At 67.7% G+C, this 25,982-nt stretch carries 18 protein-coding genes; 8 read left to right on the top strand and 10 right to left on the bottom strand.

Annotated elements, in window-relative coordinates; genetic code table 11:
• The first annotated feature begins 387 nt into the window (after positions 1–387).
• Both FBZ90_RS19890 and FBZ90_RS19885 read left to right on the top strand, forming a co-directional pair.
• Positions 388–3,351 carry a TonB-dependent receptor domain-containing protein gene (locus FBZ90_RS19890; RefSeq protein ID WP_246130549.1) on the top strand — a complete coding sequence of 988 codons (2,964 nt, stop codon included), beginning with the start codon at positions 388–390 and terminating at the stop codon, positions 3,349–3,351.
• Positions 3,352–3,551: 200 nt separating this feature from the next.
• Positions 3,552–4,565: an NADP-dependent oxidoreductase gene (locus tag FBZ90_RS19885; RefSeq protein ID WP_145734725.1), complete on the top strand. Its 1,014-nt coding sequence runs from the start codon at positions 3,552–3,554 to the stop codon at positions 4,563–4,565.
• Between the two features lie 118 nt (positions 4,566–4,683).
• Here FBZ90_RS19885 and FBZ90_RS19880 read toward each other — a convergent pair whose 3' ends face one another.
• The 3 genes from FBZ90_RS19880 to FBZ90_RS19870 all read right to left on the bottom strand — a co-directional run bounded on the left by FBZ90_RS19880 (position 4,684) and on the right by FBZ90_RS19870 (position 7,024).
• Positions 4,684–5,115, bottom strand: a complete 432-nt coding sequence (locus FBZ90_RS19880) for a helix-turn-helix domain-containing protein (RefSeq protein ID WP_145734724.1) — start codon at positions 5,113–5,115, stop codon at positions 4,684–4,686.
• Positions 5,105–5,326: a hypothetical protein gene (locus FBZ90_RS19875; protein ID WP_145734723.1), complete on the bottom strand. Its 222-nt coding sequence runs from the start codon at positions 5,324–5,326 to the stop codon at positions 5,105–5,107. The genes FBZ90_RS19880 and FBZ90_RS19875 overlap by 11 nt, the downstream gene beginning before the upstream one ends.
• 750 nt (positions 5,327–6,076) lie before the next feature.
• Positions 6,077–7,024, bottom strand: coding sequence for an HD-GYP domain-containing protein (locus tag FBZ90_RS19870; RefSeq protein WP_186455943.1), 948 nt, complete (start codon positions 7,022–7,024; stop codon positions 6,077–6,079).
• Between the two features lie 437 nt (positions 7,025–7,461).
• Between FBZ90_RS19870 and FBZ90_RS19865 the strand changes: the two genes are divergently transcribed.
• The 6 genes from FBZ90_RS19865 to FBZ90_RS19840 all read left to right on the top strand — a co-directional run bounded on the left by FBZ90_RS19865 (position 7,462) and on the right by FBZ90_RS19840 (position 16,193).
• The gene (locus tag FBZ90_RS19865) at positions 7,462–8,178 is read left to right on the top strand and encodes an MBL fold metallo-hydrolase (protein WP_276509108.1); all 717 of its coding nucleotides are present in this window, start codon (positions 7,462–7,464) and stop codon (positions 8,176–8,178) included.
• 61 nt (positions 8,179–8,239) lie between these two features.
• Complete coding sequence (locus tag FBZ90_RS19860) at positions 8,240–10,291, top strand: tetratricopeptide repeat protein (protein WP_145734721.1); 2,052 nt, start codon at positions 8,240–8,242, stop codon at positions 10,289–10,291.
• 345 nt (positions 10,292–10,636) lie between these two features.
• Positions 10,637–11,242: a hypothetical protein gene (locus FBZ90_RS19855; protein WP_145734720.1), complete on the top strand. Its 606-nt coding sequence runs from the start codon at positions 10,637–10,639 to the stop codon at positions 11,240–11,242.
• A 144-nt stretch (positions 11,243–11,386) separates the two neighbouring features.
• Positions 11,387–13,333, top strand: a complete 1,947-nt coding sequence (locus tag FBZ90_RS19850) for a tetratricopeptide repeat protein (RefSeq protein WP_186455942.1) — start codon at positions 11,387–11,389, stop codon at positions 13,331–13,333.
• A gap of 189 nt (positions 13,334–13,522) precedes the next feature.
• Positions 13,523–15,388 carry a flagellin N-terminal helical domain-containing protein gene (locus tag FBZ90_RS19845; RefSeq protein ID WP_145734718.1) on the top strand — a complete coding sequence of 622 codons (1,866 nt, stop codon included), beginning with the start codon at positions 13,523–13,525 and terminating at the stop codon, positions 15,386–15,388.
• A gap of 352 nt (positions 15,389–15,740) precedes the next feature.
• Complete coding sequence (locus FBZ90_RS19840; RefSeq protein ID WP_145734717.1) at positions 15,741–16,193, top strand: flagellar biosynthesis repressor FlbT; 453 nt, start codon at positions 15,741–15,743, stop codon at positions 16,191–16,193.
• Positions 16,194–16,378: 185 nt separating this feature from the next.
• Here the strand turns inward: FBZ90_RS19840 and FBZ90_RS19835 are convergent, their stop codons facing one another.
• The 7 genes from FBZ90_RS19835 to FBZ90_RS19805 all read right to left on the bottom strand — a co-directional run bounded on the left by FBZ90_RS19835 (position 16,379) and on the right by FBZ90_RS19805 (position 25,381).
• Positions 16,379–17,413, bottom strand: a complete 1,035-nt coding sequence (locus FBZ90_RS19835) for a ketoacyl-ACP synthase III (protein WP_145734716.1) — start codon at positions 17,411–17,413, stop codon at positions 16,379–16,381.
• Between the two features lie 13 nt (positions 17,414–17,426).
• The gene (locus tag FBZ90_RS19830; protein ID WP_145734715.1) at positions 17,427–18,170 is read right to left on the bottom strand and encodes an SDR family NAD(P)-dependent oxidoreductase; all 744 of its coding nucleotides are present in this window, start codon (positions 18,168–18,170) and stop codon (positions 17,427–17,429) included.
• Positions 18,167–19,459, bottom strand: a complete 1,293-nt coding sequence (locus FBZ90_RS19825; protein ID WP_246130547.1) for an AMP-binding protein — start codon at positions 19,457–19,459, stop codon at positions 18,167–18,169. Before FBZ90_RS19825 ends, FBZ90_RS19830 begins: the two co-directional genes overlap by 4 nt.
• Before the next feature lie 104 nt (positions 19,460–19,563).
• Positions 19,564–21,765, bottom strand: a complete 2,202-nt coding sequence (locus tag FBZ90_RS19820) for a prolyl oligopeptidase family serine peptidase (RefSeq protein WP_246130545.1) — start codon at positions 21,763–21,765, stop codon at positions 19,564–19,566.
• Between the two features lie 127 nt (positions 21,766–21,892).
• Positions 21,893–23,293, bottom strand: a complete 1,401-nt coding sequence (locus tag FBZ90_RS19815; RefSeq protein ID WP_246130543.1) for an ABC transporter ATP-binding protein — start codon at positions 23,291–23,293, stop codon at positions 21,893–21,895.
• Between the two features lie 24 nt (positions 23,294–23,317).
• Positions 23,318–25,078: an ABC transporter permease gene (locus tag FBZ90_RS19810; RefSeq protein ID WP_338121740.1), complete on the bottom strand. Its 1,761-nt coding sequence runs from the start codon at positions 25,076–25,078 to the stop codon at positions 23,318–23,320.
• Positions 25,079–25,135: 57 nt separating this feature from the next.
• On the bottom strand, positions 25,136–25,381 hold the full coding sequence (locus FBZ90_RS19805; protein WP_145734714.1) for a hypothetical protein: 246 nt from the start codon (positions 25,379–25,381) through the stop codon (positions 25,136–25,138).
• Positions 25,382–25,982 lie beyond the last annotated feature (601 nt).

The following is a 25,982-nucleotide window of genomic DNA, read 5'->3' as shown; positions in this document are numbered from 1 at the left end:
GTGCTTTCCCGCGCCATGGCAGCACAACTCCGGCCACATTGCTAGGGATCTGAATACTAACCATTTGGAAGCACACTCAAATGCACCATGTTTGTGCAATTACCCAACGAAGGCGCGCGATACTGCATTTAATAATGGTCACGGCGCCCAAATATATCTGTAACGAGTTACGAAGCAGTTACCAAAATCCTGGTGCGTTATTAATATTAAGTGTCACTGAAACGTGACATTGGCTCGTCATATGCGGCGATATTATCGCCTTTAGTTGACGCTCGTTTTTCACTCCTCAAAAACTCTGCTCCAAGCGATCCGACGGGTCCGTGTCCTTATTCGGCGCGGCATTACCGGCGTGACCGTCAAGACGCTGTTTCAGGCAGTTCGGTGGAGATGAGACAAGTGAAGAAAATTACGAACCGGGGACGGTTGCTCACGTCGACCATGCTGGTCGGCTCCATGGCCATGGCGGTGATGGCGCTGACGGCGGGATCCGCCGCCGCCGCGGATGACGATTTGCAGGAGATCGTGGTCACGGGCTCGCGCATCAAGCAGGCCGCGAACCTGACCAGCGACAGCCCGCTGACGACGGTCACCGACACGGAAATGAAGCTGCAGGGCACGACCAACATCGAAACCCTGCTGAACCGCCTGCCCGGCGTCACAGCCGACCAGACGCAGGGTGTGTCCAACGGCGCCAGCGGCACGGCCACCATCAACCTGCGCAACCTGGGCGCCTCACGCACCCTGGTGCTGATCGACGGCCGGCGCATGGTGGGCGGCGACCCCAGCTATCCCTACGCCGACGTCAACTTCATCCCGGCCGCGCTGGTGGACAGCGTGGATGTGGTGACGGGCGGCGCCTCGGCGGTCTATGGCTCCGACGCCGTGGCCGGCGTCGTGAACTTCAAGATGAAGCGCGATTTCGAGGGCGTTAAGGTCGATTACCAGCTGTCGGCCGCCCAGCACGACAACAACAACAAGGAAGCGCAGACGGCGCTGAAGGGCTTCGGCGTGAGCGTGCCGGGCAGCCAGTTCGACGGCTTCGTCCGCGACAGTTCCTTCATCATCGGCGCCAACGCGCCCAACAACCGCGGCAACGTCACGGCCTATGCCACCTACCGCTGGACGGAGCCGGTGAAGCAGTCCAGCCGCGACTGGTCCGCCTGCTCCCTTTCCGTATCGGGCGACGACAACGACAGCCATGTCTGCCAGGGTTCCAGCAACAACACTTACGGCCGCTTCCGCACCAACGGGTCGGGCACCGGCCTGTCGCTGAACCCGGACGGGTCGTCCACCTTTGTGCCCTACACCAACGCCCTGTCCTACAACTACGGGCCTTACAACTACCTGCAGCGTCAGGATGAGCGGTACACGGGCGGCGCCTTCGCGCACTATGAGATCAGCCCGGCGTTCGACGTCTACACCGACTTCATGTTCATGACCGACCACACCCGGGCCCAGATCGCCCCGTCGGCCATCTTCAATTCGGCGCTGTACAACATCAACTGCGACAATCCGCTGATGTCGGCGTCGGAAGCGACGGCGCTGTGCGGCAGCAACGCCGGCACCAGCGCCAACTGGTCGGGCACCATCGGCCTGCGCTTCAGCGGGTCGGGCATGGAGCGCTACGACGACATCCGCCACACCGATTACCGCTATGTCATCGGCACCAAGGGCGACCTGGGCGGCGGCTGGAGCTACGACGTTTCCGCCCAGCATTCCGAGGTGATCTACACCGAGCATTACGAGAACGACGTTTCCATCTCCAAGGTCCAGAAGGCCCTGAACGTCGTGAACGTGAACGGGGTCGCCACCTGCCAGTCGGTCGTCGACGGCACCGACCTGAACTGCGTGCCGCTGAACATCTTCTCGCTGAACGGCATCAGCAGCGACGCCTGGAACTACATCAAGACCACCTCCTTCAAGGAGGGTAACGTCACCCAGGACGTGGTCAGCGGCTCCGTCACCGGCGACTTCGGCCAATTCGGCGCGCAGAGCCCGCTGGCCAAAAACCCCGTCGCCATCGCCTTCGGCACCGAATACCGCAAGGAAGGCCTGAACCTGAAGGTGGACGAGGAGAACTCCTCGGGCGACCTGGCCGGCTCCGGCGGCGCCACCCAGAACTCCAGCGGTTCCTATGATGTGAAGGAACTGTACGGCGAACTGCGCGTGCCGCTGATCGAGGGCCGCGAATGGGCCAAGTCCCTGGTCCTGGACGCCGGCTACCGCTGGTCGGACTACAGCTCGTCCGGCACCGTGGACAGCTGGAAGACCAGCCTGACCTATGCCCCGGTGTCCGATGTCAGCTTCCGCGGCGGCTTCAACCGCGCCGTCCGCGCGCCCAGCATCCTGGAACTCTATTCCACCCAGACCGTCGGCCTGACCTCCGCCTCCGACCCCTGCGCGGGCTCCAGCCCGTCGGCCTCGCTGGCCCAGTGCGCCCGTACCGGCGTCACCGCCGCCCAGTACGGCACCATCGCGGAATGCACCTCCTCACAGTGCAACGTGCTGAGCGGCGGCAATACCGCGCTGAAGCCCGAAACGGCCGACACCTGGACCATCGGCACGGTGATCACGCCGACCTTCATGCACAACTTCTCGGCCACCATCGATTATTTCGATATCCGCGTGACCGACCTGATCAGCACCCTGTCGGTGTCGTCCATCCTGAACCAATGCCTGAACACCGGCGACAGCTACTACTGCGGTCTGGTGCACCGCGCCAGCAACGGCAGCCTGGCGCTGACCGGCGGCTACATCATCGATACCGAGCTGAACACCGGTTACCTGAACGAGCAGGGCGTGGACATCGGCCTGAACTACCTGCTGGACCTGGAAGACCTGAACGTGAAGGACCGCGGTTCCGTGCTGTTCAACTTCAACGGCACCTGGATGGCCAACTACCTGGTGCAGCAGCAGCCTGGTGAAAGCGCCTTCAACTGCAAGGGCCTGTTCGGCGTGACCTGCGGCCAGCCCACCCCCATGTGGCGCCACACCATGCGCGTCACCTGGCAGACGCCGTGGAACTTCGACCTGTCGGGCAACTGGCGGTACATCGGTGGCGTGAAGCTGGACCAGAACACCAGCAACGCCCTGCTGTCCGGCGACTACGACAAGGCCGACGGCCGTATCAATTCCTACAGCTACTTCGACATCGCCATGTCGGCCACCCTATATGACCACTACACGGTGCGCTTCGGCGTGAACAACCTGTTCGACAAGGACCCGCCCATCCTGGACAGCAACGTCTACGGCATCTCGGGCACGTCGAACTACGGCAACGGCAACACCTTCCCCGGCATCTACGACACCTTGGGCCGGACCTTCTTCCTGGGCGTCACCGCCGACTTCTGATCGGCGGCATCTACGAGCGAAAGCGTTGGAGCGGCGGGTCCCCGGGCCCGCCGTTTTCCTTTGTTGGCAATATGTTGTGCAAAATAAAATTGTATCGATGATTTTCGATATACCGGTTCCGCCCGCTTGGCGGTAGGCTGCGTCCCGCGTCAGCCAAGGCCGGGGCACGCCGGCCCTTCGATACCGGGAGAAATCCGCCCATGAGCACGCCCACCAATCACCAGATCCGCCTGGCGGCCCGCCCCGTCGGCCTGCCCAAGGACGGCGACTGGCAGCGCACGGAAGAACCGGCGCGCCCGCCGGCCGAGGGCGAGGTGCTGGTGCAGACCCTGTACCTGTCGCTGGACCCGGCCATGCGCGGCTGGATGAACGAGGGCAAGTCCTACATCCCGCCCGTGGGCCTGGGCGAGGTCATGCGCGCCGGCGGCATCGGCCGCGTGGTGGCCAGCGCCGCCCCCGGCCTGGCCGTCGGGGACCATGTCAGCGGCGCCCTGGGCGTGCAGGAGTACGCGACCCTGGCGGCGAAGGCCTTGACCAAGGTGGATCCCACCCTGGCCCCCTTGCCCGTCCACCTGAGTGTCCTGGGCATGCCGGGCATGACCGCCTATTTCGGCCTGCTGGACGTGGGCCAGCCCAAGCCGGGCGACACGGTGGTGGTGTCCGCCGCCACGGGCGCCGTGGGCGCGGTGGTGGGGCAGATCGCCAAGATCAAGGGATGCCGCACCGTCGCCATCGCCGGGGGCCCGGAGAAGTGCCGCTACGCCGTGGAGACGTTGGGCTACGACGCCGCCATCGACTATAAGGCCGGCGACATCCGTCAGGAATTGCGCACCCACTGCCCCAGCGGCGTGGACGTCTATTTCGACAATGTCGGCGGCGACATCCTGGAGGCGGTGCTGGCGCAGCTGGCGCGCAAGGCCCGCATCGTCGTGTGCGGCGCCATCTCGCAATACAACAACACCACGGCGGTGAAGGGACCGGCGAACTATCTGTCGCTGCTGGTCAACCGCGCCCGCATGGAGGGCATGGTGGTGTTCGATTACGCCGATCGCTATCCGCTGGCGGTGGCCGATATCGGCGCCTGGATCAAGGAAGGCCGGCTGGTCAGCCGCGAGGATATCGCGACGGGGGGCGTGGACGCCTTCCCCGCCACCCTGCTGAAGCTTTTCAGCGGGGAGAACTTCGGCAAGCTGGTGTTGAAGGTCGCTGACTGACCCATGGTGTGGACGGGCAAGACCCTTCCACACCATTGGCCGCGCGGCCAACCGATGCAGCCAACCGATAAGGAACGCGCCCCGGCGACCAAGCGCCGCCGGGGACCGCGGCTCAGGATCAGGCCGTGGCGGACGCCCAGGAGGTGCTGGCCGGCGAACGGCTGGTGGACGGGGCGTCGTCGCCATCATCGATGATGGGAACGGCCTGGAGGACGATGCTGTTCAGCGTCCGGCACAAAGACCGGCCGCGTTCGGTCAGGTGCAAGGTGCGGACACGGTTGTCATGGTGCAGGGTGCGCGCCTCCACCAGGTCCGAGGCGCGGTTGCCGAACCCCGTGGAGAGGCGGGCCACGATGCGGGAGACGGTGTGCGGCTGCGCCCGCAGCAGCAGGCCCAGTTCCCGCAGGCTGATGCCCTCGTTCTCGCAAATGTAGAGGAAGCCGCAGGCCTCCTGCAGCGAGAACTGCTCATCCACCGCCCGCATGGCTTCCAAGGTCGCCAGGGGCGCACTGCGCTGCCGGTGGCGGCCGTCGTTCTGATCAGCTGTCATAGTGATGCATGTTCCCCGTGTTGGACGCCAGGCGCAGGGACGGCCGCACCTGGGACGCCGCGCGCTGCTTCACCTGCGAAAACGTGAGGTTGGCCTGAGGATACGTGGTCATGATCGGCTCAAAGAGACGACGGATGTTCGCCTGGTGATCACCGGCCGCCACGAAGTCCTCGGCTTCCACTTCAATGACGATGACGCTTTTGATCTTCATGTCTGCAAACCCACTTGTTTGGTCGGCCCCCGTAGCCCTGGGTCGCGCGTCCTGGACAGGAGGCGCCCACAGGCTTGGGGGCGAAACCGCCCGACACCGCCATTCCATACCCGCCGGCTGGTTCCGCGCGCTGTCGGCGGGAAGGGAACCGCCGACAGTTGCGAAATCAACTTAGGCCATTGCAGAAATGGCACTCACTATCGCTCGGGCCCAACACACCGATGCAATCTCGCAACCAATCCCAGCGTCCCGTCCAAATCTGCCCGGACAGGGGCGCCTCCCCTTGGCACTTCAGCCAACTCTTCCTCGGGGCGACAGGAATTAAGTGCGCTTTTGTCGTTATACGGACGACCCGCGGAAAGCTGTCGCTTGCAGGGACGATTAATATGCCGGTTTTGTCGTTTCCCGGCGGAACGGTGGCCGGCGCGGTTGGACGCCGATGGGGCGGTCGGGGCGTCATTGGGGCCAGCGGCCACTCCGCCACCAGGCGGGCCGCATGCGGACGATGACCCGGCGGGCCTGGAATTGCGCGGATTTCAGCCCGCACGGGGGTCTGTCCGTCGTCGAACTTCATCCATCTGGCACAGCGGGCGCGCCGGGCTGCGTGAAACCGCTTGCATCAGCCGTTTCAGACAATTGGTCGCAGGCGGCCCTGGTGCCGGCGAGCCGTGGACGCCGAGGAGCAGATCAGCCATGCGGGGAAGTGGGGACGGGAAAGTGAGGCGGAAGCCCAGGGGATTACACCGCCCTTCAGCGGCGGGGCAACGGGATAACCTGGGCGGCTGACGCTTCGTCGCGATCCTGTGCCAAGGCCGCCTCCACCCTGGCCCCTTCGTCACGGTCGCGTTCCCGGATGGCGATGAAGTCCTGGATATGGTTCATGAACAACCGCACCAGGCTGGGATCGAAATGAACACCGGCCTCGGCCGCGATATAGGCGAGGGAGCGTGACAAGGGCCAAGGCGCCTTGTAGGGGCGGGCCGACATCAGGGCGTCGAACACGTCCACCAGGGCCACGATGCGACCGGACAAGGGGATGGCCGTTTCCTTCAACGCCCGGGGATATCCCTGGCCGTTCCAGCGCTCGTGATGGCACAGCGCCACCTCCGCCGCCAGGTCGAGCAGCGGCAGGCCGCTGCCCATCAAGATGCCGGCCCCGATGGTGGTGTGGGTCTTCATCACATCCCATTCCGCCGCCTCCAGCGGGCCGGGCTTCAACAGGATGGCGTCGGGGATGCCGATCTTGCCCACGTCGTGCAGGGGCGCCGCCAGCGCCAACTGAGCAGCGAAGTCCGCCTCGCACCCTGCCAGCAGCGCCAGGTGGCGGGCCATCTGGCCCACCCTGTCGGTATGCGCGGCCGTTTCATTGTCACGCAAGGCACTGGCCGCGCGCAGGCGATGGATCATTTGGGACTGGGCCTTGTCCAGCAAGGCAAGGGCGTCGGCGGGCAGGCCTTGCGGATGCAGGGTTTCCGGACGCTGGCCCCCCAAACACTGGCCGTCCAAACGCTGGCTGTCCGGCATCCCCTCCCCGTCGCCCGTCGAACAGGGCGGGACGGAACGGCGGGCACGGATAACGGCACGACGGCGCGCCAGGCCGCGCAGGGCTGCGGCGATGGCCAGCGTTATGGTCAAAAGCGCGGGCCAGGACCCGATAATCCGGATGGCGTCGCCGCCCAAGGCGACCCCGGCGCGCATTGTGCCAATATCCATAAACCCCACTCCCCCGTGCCCTTGGGTCGAAGTTTGGGCGGAAGAGCTTAAGGATTCGCTACCAGCGGCGCAGTCATAGGCCAGATGGCCGACGGCAAAAAGGGCTAACCCCAACGCTGTAATCGGCTGCTGGGTTGAACTTCATGGCGGGCACAACGGCGTTTTGAACGCCACGGGGACCGGCCATGATTAGGGCAGGACGCGACCTCTTTTTCCGCTGCCCCGCGACATCATTGGACGGCACCCGCGGTAATATAGGTAAACAGTGTCCAGTCTTGCATTTCTCAATCTTCTCATCGCTTTCGCCATGCCCACGGCCCGCCCGCGCCGCGGGTGCCTGGGTGCGCGCGTTGCCTAGACCTGGACCAGACGCCGGCCGTCGGGGTATGACGGACATCACCACGCCACAGTCGAGGCCAGTCATGCCGGACCAGACCGTTCCCCCCGCGTCGACCGCACCGGGGCCGTCAGCGCCAGGCATGCCGCCGCTGAAGGTCGCCATCCTGCCGGTGACGCCCTTCCAGCAGAACTGCTCCATCCTGTGGTGCACCGCCACCAAGCGGGCCGCGGTGGTCGACCCCGGCGACGGCGTCACCCAGATCGAGGAATTCCTGGCGCGCCAGGGACTGACGCTGGAACGCATCCTGGTGACGCATGGCCATGTCGACCACGCCGCCGCCGTCGCCGACCTGACGGCCAGGACCGGCGTGCCGGTCGATGGACCGCAGCAAGAGGACAAGTTCTGGATCGACCGCCTGCCGGAGGACGGGGCCAAGTACGGCATGCTGCATGCCAAGCCTTTCACGCCCACCCGATGGCTGGGCGACGGAGACACCGTGGCCGTGGGCGACCTGGTCCTGGATGTGCTGCATTGCCCTGGCCATACCCCCGGGCACGTCGTCTTCATCCATCAGCCGTCGCGCCTGGCCATCGTGGGCGACGTCATCTTCCAGGGTTCCATCGGCCGCACCGACTTTCCCCGGGGCGACCATGCGGCACTGATCCGCTCAATCCGGGAAAAGCTATTCCCCCTGGGCGACGACATCACCTTCCTGCCCGGGCATGGCGAGCCGTCGACCTTCGGACAGGAACGGCGCACCAATCCCTTCGTCTCCGACCGCGCCGTGGCCCGGGGCTGATCCGGCACCACCGCCCCCTGGACGCCCGTTAAAGCCCCCAGTCCCTTAAAGAAAGCCACCCATGGCCACCGTCGCCGAAGCCCTGAACGAGGCCTTGCGCCACCACCGCGAAGGCGCCCTGGGCCACGCCGAGGTGATCTACCGCCGCATCCTGGAGGTGGCCCCAGCGGAGGGGGACGCCCTGAACCTGCTGGCGCTGCTCTGCCTGCAGACGGACCGGGGGGACGAGGCGATGGACTTGGCCAGCCAGGCCACACGGGTCAATCCCGGCGCCCCCACCTTTCACGCCACCCAGGCCGATGCCGCCGCCACGCTGGGACGCCCGGCGCTGGAGGCGGAATGCCTGGGCCGGGCCCTGGCCTTGGCGCCAGCGGCCGCCCAGGCCGCCGGCTGGCAACGGCGACGCGGCCGCGCCCTGGCCGCCACGGGGGACATGCCGGCGGCGCTGTCGGCCCTGCGGGCGGCGGTGGCCCTGGCGCCCCAGGATGTGGACACCCTGGACGATCTGGCGGTGATGCTGGTCAAGGCCGGCCTGCCGGACGAGGCGGAGGCGGCGTTCACCGAGGTTCTGCGCCGGCGGCCCGACCATGCCGGAGCGGCCCGCAACCTGGTGAGCGTGTGGCTGAACCAGGCTGTCCGCCATCTCGACGGCGACCGGCCGGCGGCAGCCGCCGACCTGGCCCGCCGCGCGGTGGAACAGGCCCCCGGCCGGCGCGACGGCTGGGCCCGGCTGGGCGTGGCGCTGATGGCGATGAACCAGATGGAACCAGCCGCTGATGCCCTGCGCCGGGCCCTGTCCCTTCCCGGCGCGGTGGAGGAGACGGTCGAGATCCTGATCAACCTCGGCTTCCTGGAAACCCGCCTGGGCCGTTTCAGCGAAGCGGCGACGATGTTGGATCAGGCCGAGGCCCTGGAGCCCGGCCGGGCGGAGACCTTGAACCATCGGGGGGTGCTGCTTCATGCCCAGGGCCGGTTGGCCGATGCGGCGGAGACGTTGACCCGTGCCGCCGCCGCCGCCGCGGGTGACCACCGGCCGCTGACCAATCTGGCCACGGTGCTGAAGGACCAAGGCGACGATGCCGGCGCGGAAGCGCGCTATGCCCAGGCGCTGACCCTGGCGCCGGATGATGCCGCGGTGCGCTGGCAGCGATCTCTGGCCCGCCTGATGGCAGGGGACTTCGTCACCGGCTGGCAGGACTACGAGTGGCGTCATCACACCGGCCACATGCCGCCGCTGGAGCCCGCCCTGGCCGCCATCCCGGAGTGGCAGGGCCCCGGCGCGACGACGGGGCCCATCCGCCTTTTGCTGCATGCGGAACAGGGTCATGGCGACACGCTGCAATTCGTCCGGTACGCGCCCCTGCTTCAGGCGGCGGCGCAACGCCTGGGTTTGGTCCAGGTCGGCCTGAACGTGCAGCCGGCGCTGGCGCGGCTGATGGCGATCAGCCTGCCCGGCGTGACGGTGCTGCCGCCCGGCGCAGCGATCCACGCCACCGACTGGGACGCCCGCGTCTCGCTCATGAGCCTGCCGTATCGCCTGGGCACCACGCTGGAGAGCATCCCCGCTTTCTGCCCCTACCTGGCGCCACCGTCGCCGGCCGCGTGGCGCGACCGATTGGCGCAGGCGGTACCCAGCGGCATGCGGGCCGTTGGCCTGGTTTGGTCCGGCGATCCCCGGCCGGACGATCCGGTGTCGGCCCTGATCGACCGGCGGCGCAGCCTGCCGCTGGCGGCTTTGGCCCCCCTCGCCGCCGTCCCCGATGTCCGCTTCGTCAGCTTGCAGAAAGGCCAGGCGGCGGCGCAGGCCGGTGGCGCCCCCTTCCCCCTGCTGGACTGGACGGCGGCATTGGGCGACTTCGCCGACACCGCCGCCCTGCTGTCCTGCCTGGACCTGGTGATCACGGTGGACACGGCGGTGACCCACCTGGCGGGGGCGCTGGGGCGGCCCGTATGGGTGCTATCCCGCATCGACGGCTGCTGGCGCTGGCTGCGCGACCGGACCGACAGCCCCTGGTATCCGACCCTGCGCTTATACCGCCAAAGGGTTTGGGGTGATTGGGCCCCCACGATCCAGCAAGTCGCCGAAGATTTGGCCCTTAGGGCAAGTCATTGAATTATATATAATTTCCCCACATATCCAGCTCGAGGGCCAGGCGTCACCGCAATCACGGGCGCCCGCGTGCGGGGCATGGCCTTACACTAACGGTAGAGTTGCGGAAAAAATTTGTGCAGCGGCGTCAATTTTGTTAAAGTTGTTGTTGAAAAATTTATCGTGGCGTGAATCCGCCACCCCGGCCCCCTCGCCATCGGCTCTTTCGCAGGAATTCATTTCCGGTAAGGCCCTCGGCACCAAGGGTGGAACAAGGGGATTGAACCGATGTCTTCCTGGCCTGCCCATGTCCCCTTTATCGGGGGATGGTGAATATTTCCTTTGTCTCCTAACCAAGGACCCGAGTCCATGGCACTGGATGGCGTGTTGAGCACCGGCTCTGCTTATGCCCAGGTCCCCAACGGGACTGTGGGAACCCTGGGTTATGCCGCCAACGACGCCACGGCTGAGCCGGGCGGGACCAAGGCGGGCACCGATACGGCGGCCGGAACGGCCTCGGGCGGGGAGACGGCCCCGCGCCTTTCGGCCCCCGCCTACATCAGCCCCGTCGTGTCTTATGACAGCCAGGCGGCCATCGCCATCACCCAGTTCCGCGATAGTGTCACGGGCGCTGTGGAGTATCAGATTCCCTCCCGCCATGTGGTGGAACAGTACCGCCTGCGGGCCACGGGGGCGGCGCGGTATCAGGGCGGGAATCCGCTTGTGGCCGACGTCGCGGCGCCGTCCAACGTCCCCTCGGAAACCGGGGCCACGGACACGACGGCCGCGTCAGCCGGTGCCAGCGCCGGTTCGTCAAGCGGCGGAACGGCGACGTCCAGAGGTTCCACGGGCGGCGGTTCCATAGGAGGCGGTTCCCTAGGGGGCGCTTCTACAGGCGGCTCCGGCAGTGCCCTGATCAGCGCCACCGTTGCCGCCGTCACCTTGGGCGCGGCCGCCGTGAATGTGATGGCCTGAGCGCATCCCTCCGCAGGTTTCTTCATACCCCTCCTCCTGAGCCTTCTTGGGCCCTTTCCGCGCGATTTGTTTTGAAACGCCGGGGCCGGGCCGGCCATGCTGCCCCCACAACCGCATGCGCAGCGCCGGGATGGCACGATCACCATGGCTACCGTTGAAGACACGCTGACGCTGGCGCTGAGCCATCATGATGCCGGCCGCCTGGCGGAAGCGGAGGCGCTGTACGGCAGGGTCGTGGCGATGGCGCCTGACCATGTGCAGGCGTTGTTCCTGTGGGGGGCGGCGGCCCACCTGCGTGGCGACCCTGGCGCGGCCCTGCCCCGCCTGGAACGGGCGCGTTACCTGGCGCCAAAGGCGACGGTCATCACCGCCCTCCTCGCCGCCGTGCACCGGACCATGGGCGGACGGGCCACCGCCGAAACCTTGTATCGCGAGGTGCTGGCGGCGGAGCCCAGGCATGGCGAGGCCGCGGCCGCCCTCGCGGAAATGCTGGAGGAGGGGGCCAAAGCCCTTCGGGCGCGCGGGGACATGGCCGCGGCACTGTCGCATGATGAGCAGGCCGTGGCCGTATTGCGGACCGCCGGCCTGTCGCCCAAGCCGACGCTGTGGAACAGCCTGGGCGCCGGTTTGCTGGCGGCCGGGCGGCGAGAGGAGGCGATCTCCGCCTTCGAGTCCGCTGTCGCGGCCGACCCACGCTATGGCGAGGCCCTATCCAATCTGGGCGGTGCGCTGAAGGCGGCGAAGCGGCTCGACGAAGCGGCCGCCCGCTATCGCCAGGCGCTGGCGTTGTTCCCCAAGGTGCCGGAATTGCACACCAACCTGGGGACGGTCCTGGCGGAGTTGAACCAGCCGGTCGAGGCCCTGGCCGCCTATCAAGAGGCCGTAAGGCTGAACCCCGCGTTCGTGGGCGGATGGCTGAACGTCGGCATGGGCCGGCATGCCGTGGATGACCTGCACGGGGCGGCCGACGCCTATCACCGGGCGTTGGCCCTGGATCCCTCTTTTCATCGCGCCTGGACCGCGCTGGGCGCCGTCCTCTATGAGTTGGGACGGTTCGAGGACGCGGCGGCGGCGGCGGAAAGGGCGCTGGCGATCCATCCCAGCGGGGTCGAGGCAAACTGGAACCTGGCGCTGGTGTCGCTGCTGCTGGGACGCTTCGCCCAGGGCTGGCCGCTCTACGAATGGCGCCGCCACAGCCGCACCAATCCCCTGCGCACCTTCGACCGCCCCGCCTGGGAGGGCACGCCCTTCCCTGGCCGCACGCTGCTGGTGCATGTCGAACAGGGCCTGGGTGATGTGCTGATGGTCGCGCGGTATCTGCCGGCGGTGGCGGCGATGGGGGGACGGGTACTGCTGGAGACGCCGCCGGAGCTGGTCGGCCTGATGCAGGATCTGGTCGAGCCCGGCCGGTTGGAGCTGGCACCCACCGACCAGCCGCTGCCCCCCTTCGATCTGCAATGTCCGATCATGAGCCTGCCCGGTCTGTTCCAAGCCGGCGTCACCCCCATTCCCAGCAAAGTGCCCTACCTTCACGCCGACGACTCGCTGCGGGTGCGGTGGCGTGATCGGCTGGCACAGGCCACAGCAAGGTCCTCCCCCCTGCGGGGGGCCTTGAAGGTGGCGCTGGTATGGGCCGGCAATCCCAACTTCACCGGCGACCGCTGGCGTTCCCCCCGCCTGCCGGCGTTCGCGCCGGTGCTTCAGGTGCCGGGCGCCCATTTCTTCAGTCTGCAGATGGGGGACGGGCGGCGCGACCTGACCACCACCCCCCTTCCCGACGCCTTCACCGACCTGGCCCCGGATATCCAGGATTTCGCCGATACCGCGGCCATCCTGATGGAAGTCGATCTGTTGATCAGTTCCTGCACGGCGCCGGTGCACCTGGCGGGCGCCCTGGGCCGTCCCGTCTGGGTGGTCCTGCCCCGGTCGCCCGACTGGCGCTGGGGCCTGGGGCGGACCGATAGCGACTGGTATCCCAGCGCGCGGCTGTATCGGCAGGAAACGCGCGATGATTGGGGCCCGGTCATGCGGCAGGTCGCCACCGATCTAGCGATCCGGGTTAATCCACCTTCCCAGCTTGATCCATGTTAATGTTCCCTCAACGATTGATACTGTATTAAACGCTGACGGCAGAGACTGGCGCGACGATAGCCCCCAGGGGCGTGGACAGAATGTCTAAAATTTTATCAATCGCGCCTTGACTCCGTCGCAGAAACAGGTCATCACTTACCGTGCCCGAAAAATTCGGGCGACACATACCCTCTCCAAAGGAGATTTCTTATGTCTGACGCCGTTCAGCTTTCGTCCAGCATGCGGACCAACCTGCTGCTGCTGCAGCAGACCAATACCGCTACCAGCAAGCTGGAAAACCAGCTGGCGACCGGCAACAAGGTCAATTCCGCCCTTGACGGTCCCACTGCTTTCTTCGCCGCGCAGAGCCTGAATCAGCGCGCGAGCGATCTGTCCACCCTGAAGGATGGCATGACGCAAGCCGTCAACACCATCAAGGCGGGCAGCCAGGGCATCACCTCCATCCAGTCGCTGGTCACCCAGGCCCAGGGCCTGTTGACGACCGCGTATTCCAACCTGGGTACGGACGCCAGCTCCATCGCGACCCGTAAGTCGCTGGCCGACCAGTTCAACGGCATCAAGGACCAGATCGACAAGCTGGCTGGCGACAGCGGCTACTCGGGCAAGAACCTGGTCGCCGGTAATGGCCAGTCCTTCGCCGCCACCTCGACCTCGGTCGCCACGGCCAACTCCATCACGGCGATTTCCAACACCCGCGTCACCAACATCACCTCGGCCGACACCTATTCGGTGCGCGTCTCCGGCACCGGTGCGATCACCGGCGACGCCGGCGACATCGCCAATGCCGAGACGGCGCGTGGCGTGTTCGGCCTGAAGGTTTCCGGCAAGCTGAGCAGCACCACCGGCAACTTCTCCGACATCTCGATCCAGACGCGCGGCGCGGTCGGCCAGACCCGCAGCGTGGTGGTGACGGAAGGCGACGAGTCGCGGACCATCAACTTCTTCGACAACACCCAGGCGGTCTCGAACACGCTGTCCACCCCCGGCGTGTCCGGCACGAAGCAGACGTCGACGATCACCATCACCGGCAACGTCGATAAGGGCGACACCTTCACCGCCACGGTCAACGGCACCTCCTTCACCTACACCGCGTCGGCCGGTGACGTGACGGCGTCTGACGCTGCCACCCGTGAGAAGAACATCGCCGTTGGCTTGTACAACAAGATCAATGCGGCTACGGCCGCCGGCGGTTCGCTGTCCACCTTCACGGCTTCGAATCCCGGTGGTACTTCCAACAGCTTCACGCTGTCGGCGCCCGGTACCACTGGCACCGCCAACACCTTCACCCTGGGTACCTCGGCATCCAACGCCCTGACGAAGGATGTTTCCATTTCCTTCTCGTCGGGTACCGTGGTGTCTTTCACCGTCGACCGCGCGTCGCTGGAAGCCCTGGGCACGAATGGTAACGGCACCTCCACCATCGAAAAGAACGTGGACGTCGCCGTCACCGCCACCGACCTGAACGGTGTCTCCGTGACCCGTTCCGGCGCCAACCAGCGGGGTGACTCCAAGCTGGCGGATGGTGAAAACGCCTTCTCGTTCAGCACCGGCACCGTCCGACTGAACGTGGCCGCGAGCAACGTCATCCTGGCGGCGAGTGCCGCTGGTGCGGCGAACGTCACCACCGCGCAGACCACGGCGGCGGGTACGTCGAACGACCTGAGCGTCCAGTTCAACGCGGACAACAGCAGCAGCATCACCGTTGCGGCGACCAACATCACCACCTCGGGCCAAGGCCTGGCCATCGACTACGCCCAGAACAACTTCCTGGACCGGGCGGACATCGACAAGGCCTCGGCGCAGCTGACCAACGCCACCAACGTCCTGCGCGCCGCCTCCCAGACGCTCAGCACCAACCTGAACATCGTCCAGACCCGCTCCGACTTCACGAGCGCGTTCAACAACGTGTTGCAGGATGGCGCCGACAACCTGACGCAGGTGGACCAGAACGAAGCCGGCGCCCAGTTGCTGGCCCTGCAGACCAAGCAGTCGCTGGGTGTCACCACCCTCTCCTTGGCCAACCAGGCTCAGCAGTCCATCCTCAAGCTGTTCTAATAGATCAGCGACAGCGTGGAAGTACGGAAGGTGGCGGACGGCGACGTCCGCCACCTTCTTTTTTTGTCGCGGGGTTCGGGGGGCAGCGGTTTTTTGATGACCGGACGGGGTCCGCTGCCGTAATTCCTAGAGCGGGTCGCCCGAGGGCGGACTCGCCTTTGGGCGTGCATCCGCTCGCGGAGGGACCCAATCCATCACCGGCTGTGCGTCCCATAAAACGCGGCCGGCTACAGGGGCCCCCGCATGCGAGGACCGCCCCCATTCGTTTAATGGTCTGCCCGCCCCGGCCTTGAGGCCGGAGTCCCAACCCGGGCCCCGGGCCTGGGACCGCGTTCTAAGGAAGGATTGCCCCGTGCCGTTGAAACTGGTGCTACGCCCGGGAGAAAAGCTGATCGTCAACGGCGCCGTCATCGGCATCGGCGATCACCCCGTCTCGCTGTTCTTCTATAACAAAGTGAATTTCCTGCGCGGCCGGGAAATCCTGAAGGAGGAGAACTGCGACACCATCGAAAAGCGGCTCTACTTCGTCATTCAGCTGATTTACATCTTCCCCGAAGACGCGGCGACCAACATGGTTCACTTCGCCGCGATTCTGGAAGAGGCGCGCGCCCAGCATCCGGACAAGGAGGCCTTGTTCGATGAGGTGCAGACCCTGGTGCGGGAGGGCAACAATTACCGTGCCCTGAAATTGTGCCGTAAGCTGTTCGACATCAAGGAAACCATGGACGCGCCCCCGGCGCCCAAGCCGACGGTGGAGGTGGTGCGCCGCCGCCGCAAAGTGGCCGCCCCGTCCATCGACGAATAATACCAGCGGCACGAGATAGTGACTCGTGTCGCTGTAGGCCCCCCGACGGGGGCCGCCGGAGCGGGCACCGCAGGGCGCAGCGAGGACAAGCCTAGGCGCCGCCCGGCGCTTGAGGGCGCATTTGAGAGGTCACGATCAAATGCCGCGCGTATAAGGCCGGCCGCCCGGCCCAAGCGGGGCCGCCCTCAGGGGGGCAGCACCAGGGTTTCGCATACGGCCAGCGGCCCCAGGGTGGCCGCCGCCGTGGCCCAGGACCAGCCGACCCCGAACCCCGACAGCAGGACCCGGGCCGGCCCCGCCTTGAGCATGCCGGCCATCGCGTCGGTCAGGGCCAGGGGTACGGAGGCGGAACTGGTGTTGCCATGGCGGGCCAGCGCCAGCACCAGCTTATCCTCCGTGGCGCCGATCTTTTGCCCCAGGCGGCGTATCATCATCTCATTGGCCTGGTGCAGGACGAAGCGGTCGACATCCGCCGGCGACCAGCCCGCCGCGGCCAGTGTGGCGGCGATGGCGGCTGGCACCTCACGCAGGGTGAAGGCGAAGACCTGGGTGCCATCCATGAACAGCCGGGCCGGCTGGTCCGGCGCCCGCATGGCCCCGCCCGCCGCCATGAGGTAGGGGGCACCGGCGCCGTCCGTCCCCAGATCAACGGTGATGGGGACGGCGGCGGGGTCGATTTCCAGCGCCGTGGCGGCGGCGGCGTCGCCGAACAGCGGGGCGACAGCCCGGTCATCCGGGTCCAGGAGACGGGTGGTGGTGTCCCCGACCAGCAGCAGGGCCCGCGCCGGACGGCCATCCGCCCGTGGCAGCAGGGTGGCCAGGGCCGAGCCCGCGGCCCACAAGCCATACACATAGCCGGAGCAGCCCAGCGACAGGTCGAAGGCCGCAACTGTCTTGGGCAGGCCCAGCCGCCGCTGCACCAGGCAGGCGGTGGCCGGCAGCACCTGGTCATGGGTCTGGCTGACGAAGACCAGCAGGTCGACACTGTCAGCCGGCCAGCCCAGCCCCCGCAGCAGCGCCTGCGCGGCGGGCACAGCGAGGTCGGAGGTGCACTGGTCCGGTGCCACCCGATGGCGGGCATGGATGCCGGTGGCCGTGGCCAGGCGCCGCGCCGCGTCTTCCCCGAAGCGGACGGCCAGGTCCGTGGTGTCTTCCACCCGGGCCGGCAGTGCCGAGACGATGCCCCGTACCGCCACGCCGTTCAACCGGGCCAAGGCCATTAATATCCTCCCCTCAGCAACTGATGCCGCCGTCGACCACCAGGGTCTGCCCGGTAATATAGGCGGCGGCCGGTCCCAGGAGGAAGCGCACGACCGGCACGACATCATCGGCCGTCCCCAAACGTCCCAACGGGGTCCGCCGGATGATCTGGTCGCGCTGGCCGGCGCTGAGCGTCGACGACATTTCCGTCTCCAGATAGCCTGGCGCCACCGAGTTGACGGTGATGCCACGCCGCCCCACCTCACGCGCCAGGGCCCGGGTCATGCCGTCCATCCCCGCCTTGGTGGCGGCATAGGCGGCAAGGCCGGTATAGCCGCGCTGCCCGATGATGGAGGAGATGTTGACGATGCGTCCGCCCGCCGGGCTGGCGCCGGCGGGCCGGCGCAGCAGGTGGCGCAGGGCCGCGCGCGCCGCCTGGATGGCGCCGTTGAGATTGGTCTGGATCAGCGAGTCGATTTCCACCTGCGGCAGGGTGGCCAGGATGCCCTCGCGTGCGATGCCGGCGTTGTTGACCAGGCCGTAGAGGCCGCCGGCCCAGGCCGCAGCGGCGTCGACGAAGGCCGTCACCTGGGCCGCGTCCCCCACCTGCGCCACCTGGAACAGGAAGCGGTCGCCGTGCTGGCCCGCCAGTTCCTCCACCTCCGCCGTGGCGCTGCGGGCGCAGGTGGAGACGCGCCAGCCGTCCGCCAGCAGAGCGCGCACCAGGGCCAGACCCAGCCCCCGGCTGCCGCCGGTGACGATGATGTGATCACTCATGCCTGCACCCGCTTCTTCTTTCCAGACGGGGATAGTTCCAATTCAGTAACGAATTCCAGTCGGCGGGGCCGCGCGGCTGGCGACAAGCCGGCCAAGGCCGCCACCACCAAGGGCCGAAGGACGGCCGGGTCCTGACCTGGGGTCGCCACCAACTGCGCCGTCAGCAGATGCCCGGTGATGGGACTGGCCTGCACCCGGACGGCGGCGTCGGCGATGCCGGGTACCGCCTGGATCAGCGCCTCCACCGCGTCCGGCACGACCTTCACCCCGCCGACATTGACCACGCCGTCCTCACGCCCCCGGAACAGCACCCGGTCGCCCACCACCTCGACCCGGTCGCCGGTGGCGTACCAGCCGTCGGCGTCCGTCAGCAGGCGCTCATCGGCCAGGGCGACGGCCAGCCGGGGCCCTCTGACATGCAGCACGCCGTCGCGGATGGCAAGGTCGGTCCCTTCCACGCCCGTCTCCAGCCAGGCGGCGGGGAAGCCGGCGCGGCCATCGGACACGGCGAACAAGGCGCCCGCCTCGGTGCTGGCATAGATATGACGTAGCGTGGCGTCGGGGAAGGCCGCCGCCAAGCGGTCCAGCAGGGCCTGATCCACCGCCTCGCCCCCCAGGGTCAGCGCCTTCAGTGGGGGTTTCTTTCCGGTCAGCAGAAAGGCCCGCCAGAAACTGGGCGTGGCACTGATGTGGGTGACCGCGTGTCGCGCCGCGCGCTCGGCCTGGGCCGGTACGTCATGGGCCGCGCCGTCGACCAGGGTGCCGCCACCCCGCAGCACGGTCAGCAGCACCTGCAGGCCAGCGTAGCCGCCTGGATCGAAGGTGGCCAACCACGTGCAGCCCTGCCCGCGCCCCGGCTGGATGCGCGCCATCAGGCGCCCGAAATCGTGGCGCAGGCGCTTGGGGGCGCCCGTGGTGCCGGACGTTTCCAGCACCAGGGAAAAGCCTGGTGCGGAAGCCCCGGCGCCATTGTTGAGGCGCGTCACCGTACCGTCCGCATGAACCAAGGCGTCCACCCCCGGCGGCACATCGGCACCGCGCAGCAGGAAGAGCGGGACGTTCGACATGCGCGCGGCAATCAGGGCCGTGGCCACGGCCAGCGGTGTGGCCGCCACCGCCGCCACCGGCCCCACGGCGCCCCAGCGCGCCCTTAAGTCCCGGGCACAGCCAATCAGGTCCGCCTGGCCATGCGCCTGCCCGTCCTGGACCAGCCGGCAAGCGGGGTCCAGCCAGTCCATCCCAGACCCCAGCGGGGAAAGGGATGGCGGAATGGCGGGCAAGGACGTCATGGCACCAGGCGGACCCATAGGGGCGGAACAGCGTGAGGAAAAACAGGCCCCTACTATGGGCCACCCGTCCCGCCCGCGACAGCCTTAAAGCATCCGCACAGCCGTCACTTGGCCGCCGGCGGCAGGGTCATGGCCAACTGGTCGAACAGGAAACCATAGATGTCGGTCGACAAGGCCACCCGCTCCGCCAGGGAACTGCCATGCCCATGCCCGGCATTGGCGGTGGTGCGCAGCAGGATGGGCAGGCCGGCGGGGTCGGCCGCCTGCAGCCGCGCCACCATCTTGCGCGAATGCATGGGGTTCACCCGCCCGTCATTCTCCCCCGTGGTCAGCAGCACGGCCGGATAGCGGGTGCCGTCCGTGACATGGTGATAAGGGGAATAGGCGTAGATGGCGCGGAACTGCGCCGGGTCCGTCACCGTGCCGTATTCGGTGATGTTGAAGGCCCCGTTGGGGTCCAGTTCGGTGCGGACCATGTCGTAGAGGCCCACGTTGCCCACCACGGCGCGGGCCAGTTCCGGATGCTGGGTCAAGGTGGCGCCCATCAGCAACCCCCCGTTGCTGCCGCCGATCAGGGCCAGATGGTCGGCATCGGTGTAACCGCGCTGAACCAGCAGGCGGGCCACGGCGGCGAAATCATCGAAGACGTGCTGCTTGTTGGTCAGGCGGCCGGCATCGTGCCAGGCCTCGCCAAATTCCGCCCCGCCGCGCAGGTTGGCGATGGCGTAGATGCCGCCGGCATCCAGCCACAGCCGCTGTTCCGCCGCCAGCTGCCCCGGCGTCAGGCTGATGCCGAAACCGCCATATCCCGTCAGCAGCGCCGGCGCCTTCCCGCCCTTGCGGGCGCCCTTGGGGATGATGAGGGTGACCGGCACCTGGGTCCCGTCCGCCGAGATGGCGGCATCGCGCACCACTTCGGCATCGCCGAAGTCCAGCCCGCCGGAGGCGGTGAGCTTGGTCTCATCCATGCTCTGCCGCCGCTCGTCATAAACGGCGTACAGCGGCGCCCTGAGATAGGTGGTGACGTCATACAGCACGCGCCCGCCGGCCAAGGGCACCAGTTCATGGTTGGCGGACACCGGTGGCAGCGGCAAGGGGCCCAGGGGCTGGCCCGTGGCTGGTGCCACCATGGCGACGCTGATCGGCCCGCCCTCGATGCGGCGCAAATAGAGGCGGTTGTCCGTCACCGCCAGGGAGCGGGAGCCCCGGTCGGACAGCAGCGCCGCCTTGCCCTCCGGCACCAGCAGCTTGGCATGGGCCAGATCCGTGTCCCCCGGCGCCAGACGCAGCAGGCGGCCCGCAGGCGCGTTCAGACGGGAAATCAGGTATAGCGCGCCATCCGGCCCGGGCGTCACCGCCACCACCTTGTCGGCGAAGCGGGTGACCCGCGCCGGTGTGCCGGTGGGACCGGCGGATGCCGGCAGCAGGAAATGCTCGAACTCGCCGCCATCGCCATTGGCGACGGAGATGACCAGCGGGCCGGTGCCCTCGCGGTTGTCCAGCTCCACCTCCGCGATGCGGGGGAAGTCATGGCCCAGCACATAACTGTCGTTGCGCGGGTCCCCGCCCAGCGGGTGCCAGTAGACCTGCATGAAGAAATGGCGGTCGGCCTCCGGGCGCTCCTCACCCGGATAACGGGTGTACCAGAAGCCCTTGCCATCGGCGGACCAGGCCAGGTCGCCGCCGCCGGTGGGGTATTGCACGCGGGGAATGACGTCACCCACCTCCGCGCCGGTGGCGGCGTCGAAGACATGGACACTGCCGTTCTCGCTGCCGCCAGTGGACAGGCTGGCCGCCACCAGCCGGCCGTCGGGCGAGGGCACGAACCAATCGACCGCGGTCAAGCCGCGCGGGTCGATCTTGTTGGGGTCGATCACCACGCGGACGGGCAGGTCCCGCGACGGCGCCGTGGCCATCGAGTCGTCGATCATGACGATTTGCGGCTGTTGCAGGCGGGGATCGGTCAGGCGGGCGAAGAGATGGCCGCCGGCGGCGCGTACGCCGGAATAGCGAGTCGGGGTGGCCGCGATCAGGGCTGTCAGCCGCGCCTTGATGGCGGCATGCTGGGGCACGGCGTCCAGGTAGACGCGGCTGTAGGCGTTCTGGTCGGCGGACCACCGCTTCACGACGGGATCGGACCAATCCTCCAGCCAACGATAAGGGTCGGTCACCACCTGCCCGAAATAGGTGTCCGTCACCGGCTTGGCCGGCGTGGATGGCAGCCCCACCGCCCCGGCGGCGTTCCCCCACAATCCCGCCCCGATCAGGGCGAGCGCGAACAGGCGGCGGGAAACGGGACGGACCATGGGCATCTTCCGGAAAAGGGAACGGGCCGCGCAGTGCATCACCGGCGGCCCGTTCTGCCAAGTCCTTCCGTCGCGCGCCGCTGAAATCAGCATCCTGGCCGATGGCGCGGCGCCCGGCAGTCCCCCATCAGGCCTCTTCTTCCGCATCCAGGTGGAACTGCTCGGTATCGCCGTCGTAGGCGAAGACCTCGGCATACCGCGCCCAGCTGATCATGGCCTTTAGCGTCTCATCCGCCGCCGTCTCGGACATGTAGTCCTCCAGCTCCGTCTCGAAACGGGCGCGGGGCGCGCGGTGGTTGGGACGTTCCTGCAGGACGCGCCGGATGTGGCCCGCCAGGGGAATGCGTTGCAGCAGATGATCGGCGAACAGCCGCTTGCGCACGTCCAGCTCGGCCTGGGCGAACTGCCGCGCCGGCGCCGACAGGCGGATGTCACCCTCCACCACCTCGGCGAAGCCCAGCATCTGCAGGGTTTCCGCCACCTTCAGCAGGTCGTCCGTGGACATCTGCAGGGCGGAGGAGATGACCGGCAGGTCGGCCACGCCGTTATGCGGCGCGCCGTCCACCAGTTCCATCAGGCCGGCCAGCACGTTGGTCGACACGTGCGGCAATTGCAGGCTGAGGCCCGCGGCCAGCGTCTCGGCGGGGCCGGGGGCCGCCTTGGGGCGGCGGGTCATCAGGCCGTAGATGTGGTCCACCATCTGGCGGAAGGCGGGATCGGTGCGGACGCGCGGATGGGGCAGCGTCACCTCGATCTCCGCCGCCACGCGGCCCGGGTTGGAGGACATCACCAGGATGCGGTCGCACATCTGCACCGCTTCCTCGATATTGTGCGTGACCAGCAGCACGGCGCCGATGGCCAGGTGCCCGTCCGCCCACAGGTCCAGGAAGTCGGTGCGGACGGTTTCGGCCGTCAGCACGTCCAGGGCCGAGAACGGCTCGTCCAGCAGCAGGATGCCGGGGTCCAGCACCAGGGCGCGGGCGAAGCCCACGCGCTGGCGCATGCCGCCCGACAGCTCGCGCGGGTAGGCGTTCTCAAACCCGTCCAGGCCGATGAGGTCGATGGCCGCCAGCGCCCGGCGGCGCATTTCCGCCGGCGGGACGCCGCGCGCCTCCAGCCCCACCTGCACGTTCTCCAGCACGGTCAGCCAGGGGAACAGGGCGAAGGACTGGAAGACCATGGCCACGTCGTTGGCCGGGCCCGAAACCGGCTTGCCCGCCACTGACACCTGGCCGGAGGTGGAGGACAAAAGGCCGGCGATGATGCGCAGCAGCGTGGACTTGCCGGAGCCTGACCGGCCCAGCAGGGCCACGATCTCGCGCCGGTCCACCGTCATGTCCACCTTGTCCAGCACCAGGGGGCTGTCCGGGTCGGCGTCATAGCGCTTGCTGACGCCGCGCACGGTGAGGATGGGGGCGTTGCTGGACGGCGTGCGCGGGGCCACGCCGGCGGTGGCGAGGTCGGCCGGCGCGGTCACGCCCAGGGGGGTGCCCATCGCGGCCCGCAGGGACTTCGGGGTCAGGTTCATGATTTCGGTCTCCTTCCCGTGTCCTCAGGACACACGCAGGCGGCGTTCGGCGTACCCGTAGAGCGGGCGCCAGACCAAGCGGTTGAACAGCACGACGAAGCAGACCATGACGACGTTGCCCAGGACCAGGCGGGGGAAATCGGCGTCGGTCGTCATCTGGGCGATGTAGGCGCCCAGGCCGCGGGCCTGCACATGGGTGTCACCCCAGGACACGGCTTCCGCCACGATGCTGGCGTTCCAGGCGCCGCCGCTGGCGGTGATTGCGCCCGTGACCAGGTGGGGGAAGACACCGGGCAGCAAGGCGTCACGCCACTTGCGCCAGCCGCGCAGGCGCAGGTTGGCGATGACGTCGCGCAGGTCCACGGGGTAGGCCTGGGCCCCGGCCACGACATTGAACAGGATGTACCACTGCGTCCCCAGGATCATCAGCGGCGACAGCCAGATGTCCGGGTTCAGGGTCCAGTGCACGATGACGGCGACCGCCACGGGGAAGAACAGGTTCGACGGGAAGGCGGCCAGGAACTGGGCCAGCGGCTGCACGATGGCCGCCAGGCGCGGCCGCATGCCGACCATCACGCCGACCGGCACCCAGAAGATGGCGGCCAGGACGATCAGCACGATCACGCGGACCATGGTGGCGAGACCCAGCAGCACGACATGGCCGACATCGCCCCAGGTGACGCCGGTGGCCATGAAGCGGATGCCGTCCACGGCGACGTAGATCGCCATGGCGGCCAGCGCCCCCTGCCACACGTAATCGCCGATCTTGATGGCGCGGGGGCTGAGCCGCGGCGCCGACAGCTTGAGCTTGGGCAGGGACGGGAAACGCCAGCGCAGGGTGGCGCGCGCGGCCCCGCCGGCCGGCCGGCCCAGCGCGCGGAACAGGGCGGAGCGCTCCACCATGGTCAGCACCCAGGAGGTCGGGCGCTGTTCCGCCTGGACGGTGTCGGCACGGAACCGGTCCGCCCAGGCCACCAGCGGCCGGAACAGCAGCTGGTCATAGAGGATGATGACGCCCAGCATGGTCAGAATGACCCAGCCGATGGCGCTCAGGTCACGCTGTTCGATGGCCAGCGCCAGATAGGCGCCGACCCCCGGCAGGGTGATCGTGGTGCTGCCCACGGTCACGGCCTCGGCCGCCACCACGAAGAACCAGCCGCCGGACATGCTCATCATCATGTTCCAGACCAGGCCGGGGATGGCGAAGGGCACCTCCAGCCGCCAGAAGCGCTGCCAGGTGGAGAAGTGATAGCCCGTGCACACCTCTTCCAGGTCGGATGGCACCGTCCGCAGCGACTGGTAGAAGCTGAACGTCATGTTCCAGGCCTGGCTGGTGAAGATGGCGAAGATGGACGCCATCTCCGCCCCCACCACCTGGCCGGGGAACAAGCCCAGGAAAAAGGTGACCGTGAAGGACAGATAGGTCAGCACCGGCACGGACTGCAGGATGTCCAGCGCCGGGATGAGGATCTGCCCGGCCCGCTGGCTTTTCACCGCCAGCGGTGCGTAGACCAGGGTGAACAGCAGGGACGCGCCCAGCGCCGCCATCATGCGCAGCGTGGTGCGCAGGGCGTAGTAGGGCAGGGTCCAGGGATCCAGGGTGATGGGGGTGCGTTCCAGCTGCGACAGCGGCTGCGCCACCTCGTGCCCGCCGAAAACCATGAGGGCCAGCAGGCCCAGGACCAGGGGCAGGGCCACCATGTCCCAGCGGGACGGCGCCAGGCGGGCCAGCGGGCTGGGAGATCCCAGCCCGTCACGGCCGCCGTGGAGGACGTGCATGGTCATCAGCCATTCCCCCCTTCGCCGGTGGTATCGGAAAAGGCCGCGGGAATCGAACGCCGGTCAGAAGGCGTGCCGCGTTCGGCCCTCCGACGGTGCGTCGTTGGCGGCAACGTCATTGGCGGCCACCGGGCGGCGCATCAGCATCCAGCCCATGACGGGGCGGCCGACGGCATCCTGCCGCCATACCAGCGTGAGGCCATGGCCAGAGTGCGCCGCGCGCTGGGCCTGCGCGGCCCGGGGCCCCGCCGCCATGACGGCGGCCACGGAATCGGTCCCGGCGGAAAAACGGGTCTTGTTGAGGGCCATTGCTGCCTCCGTCACGCGGCCGGTGCCCGGCGGGGACGAGGTGAAGGATGGGGGCGGCGGCGCCCCCGTCTCAGCAAGGGGTCCGACGCGCCCACCCACACCCCTGTCCCGGCTGGCGGTCTGAAGCGCCCAGTCGCGCCGGATGGGTCCGGCCAAACGGGTCCGCGCCGCTCTCACTAGGTCGAGGGTTCATTCTCAGGGTGGCTATCTGTGGGGTTGACGGTGTGCCGCCCGTCATCCGGAACCAGAAGTTCCAAACAGCGAAGGACAACCGACGGCCCGCCAATAAACCGGCAGGGGGACCTGCGTCAACCCCAAACAAAAGCGCAATTTGCCGCAATGCAAAAACATTTGCCCCGGCAGGACGCCAACGGCCCCGCTTTGGCGCCATGCGCCGATTGGCGCGGGGGACGAAGGACGGCGGATGCCATAAAACGGTCATGCCCGGGCAGGGACGGCCCGGCGGGGCAACCACCTGGCGGATCAGCGAAAGCGGACCGGTGCCGACGGGCGCAAGCGGTGCTGACGCCCGTGGCTTTTCAGGGTAAGAGGAAGCGCGAAACACCAGGCGGGGCAGTCGGGTACGGGCCATTCCCTATCT

It is taken from the genome of Nitrospirillum pindoramense (genome assembly GCF_007827955.1).
Lineage (GTDB): Bacteria > Pseudomonadota > Alphaproteobacteria > Azospirillales > Azospirillaceae > Nitrospirillum > Nitrospirillum amazonense_B.
Note: the sequence above shows the minus strand (reverse complement) of the source record. Positions and strands in the feature narration are given on the sequence as shown.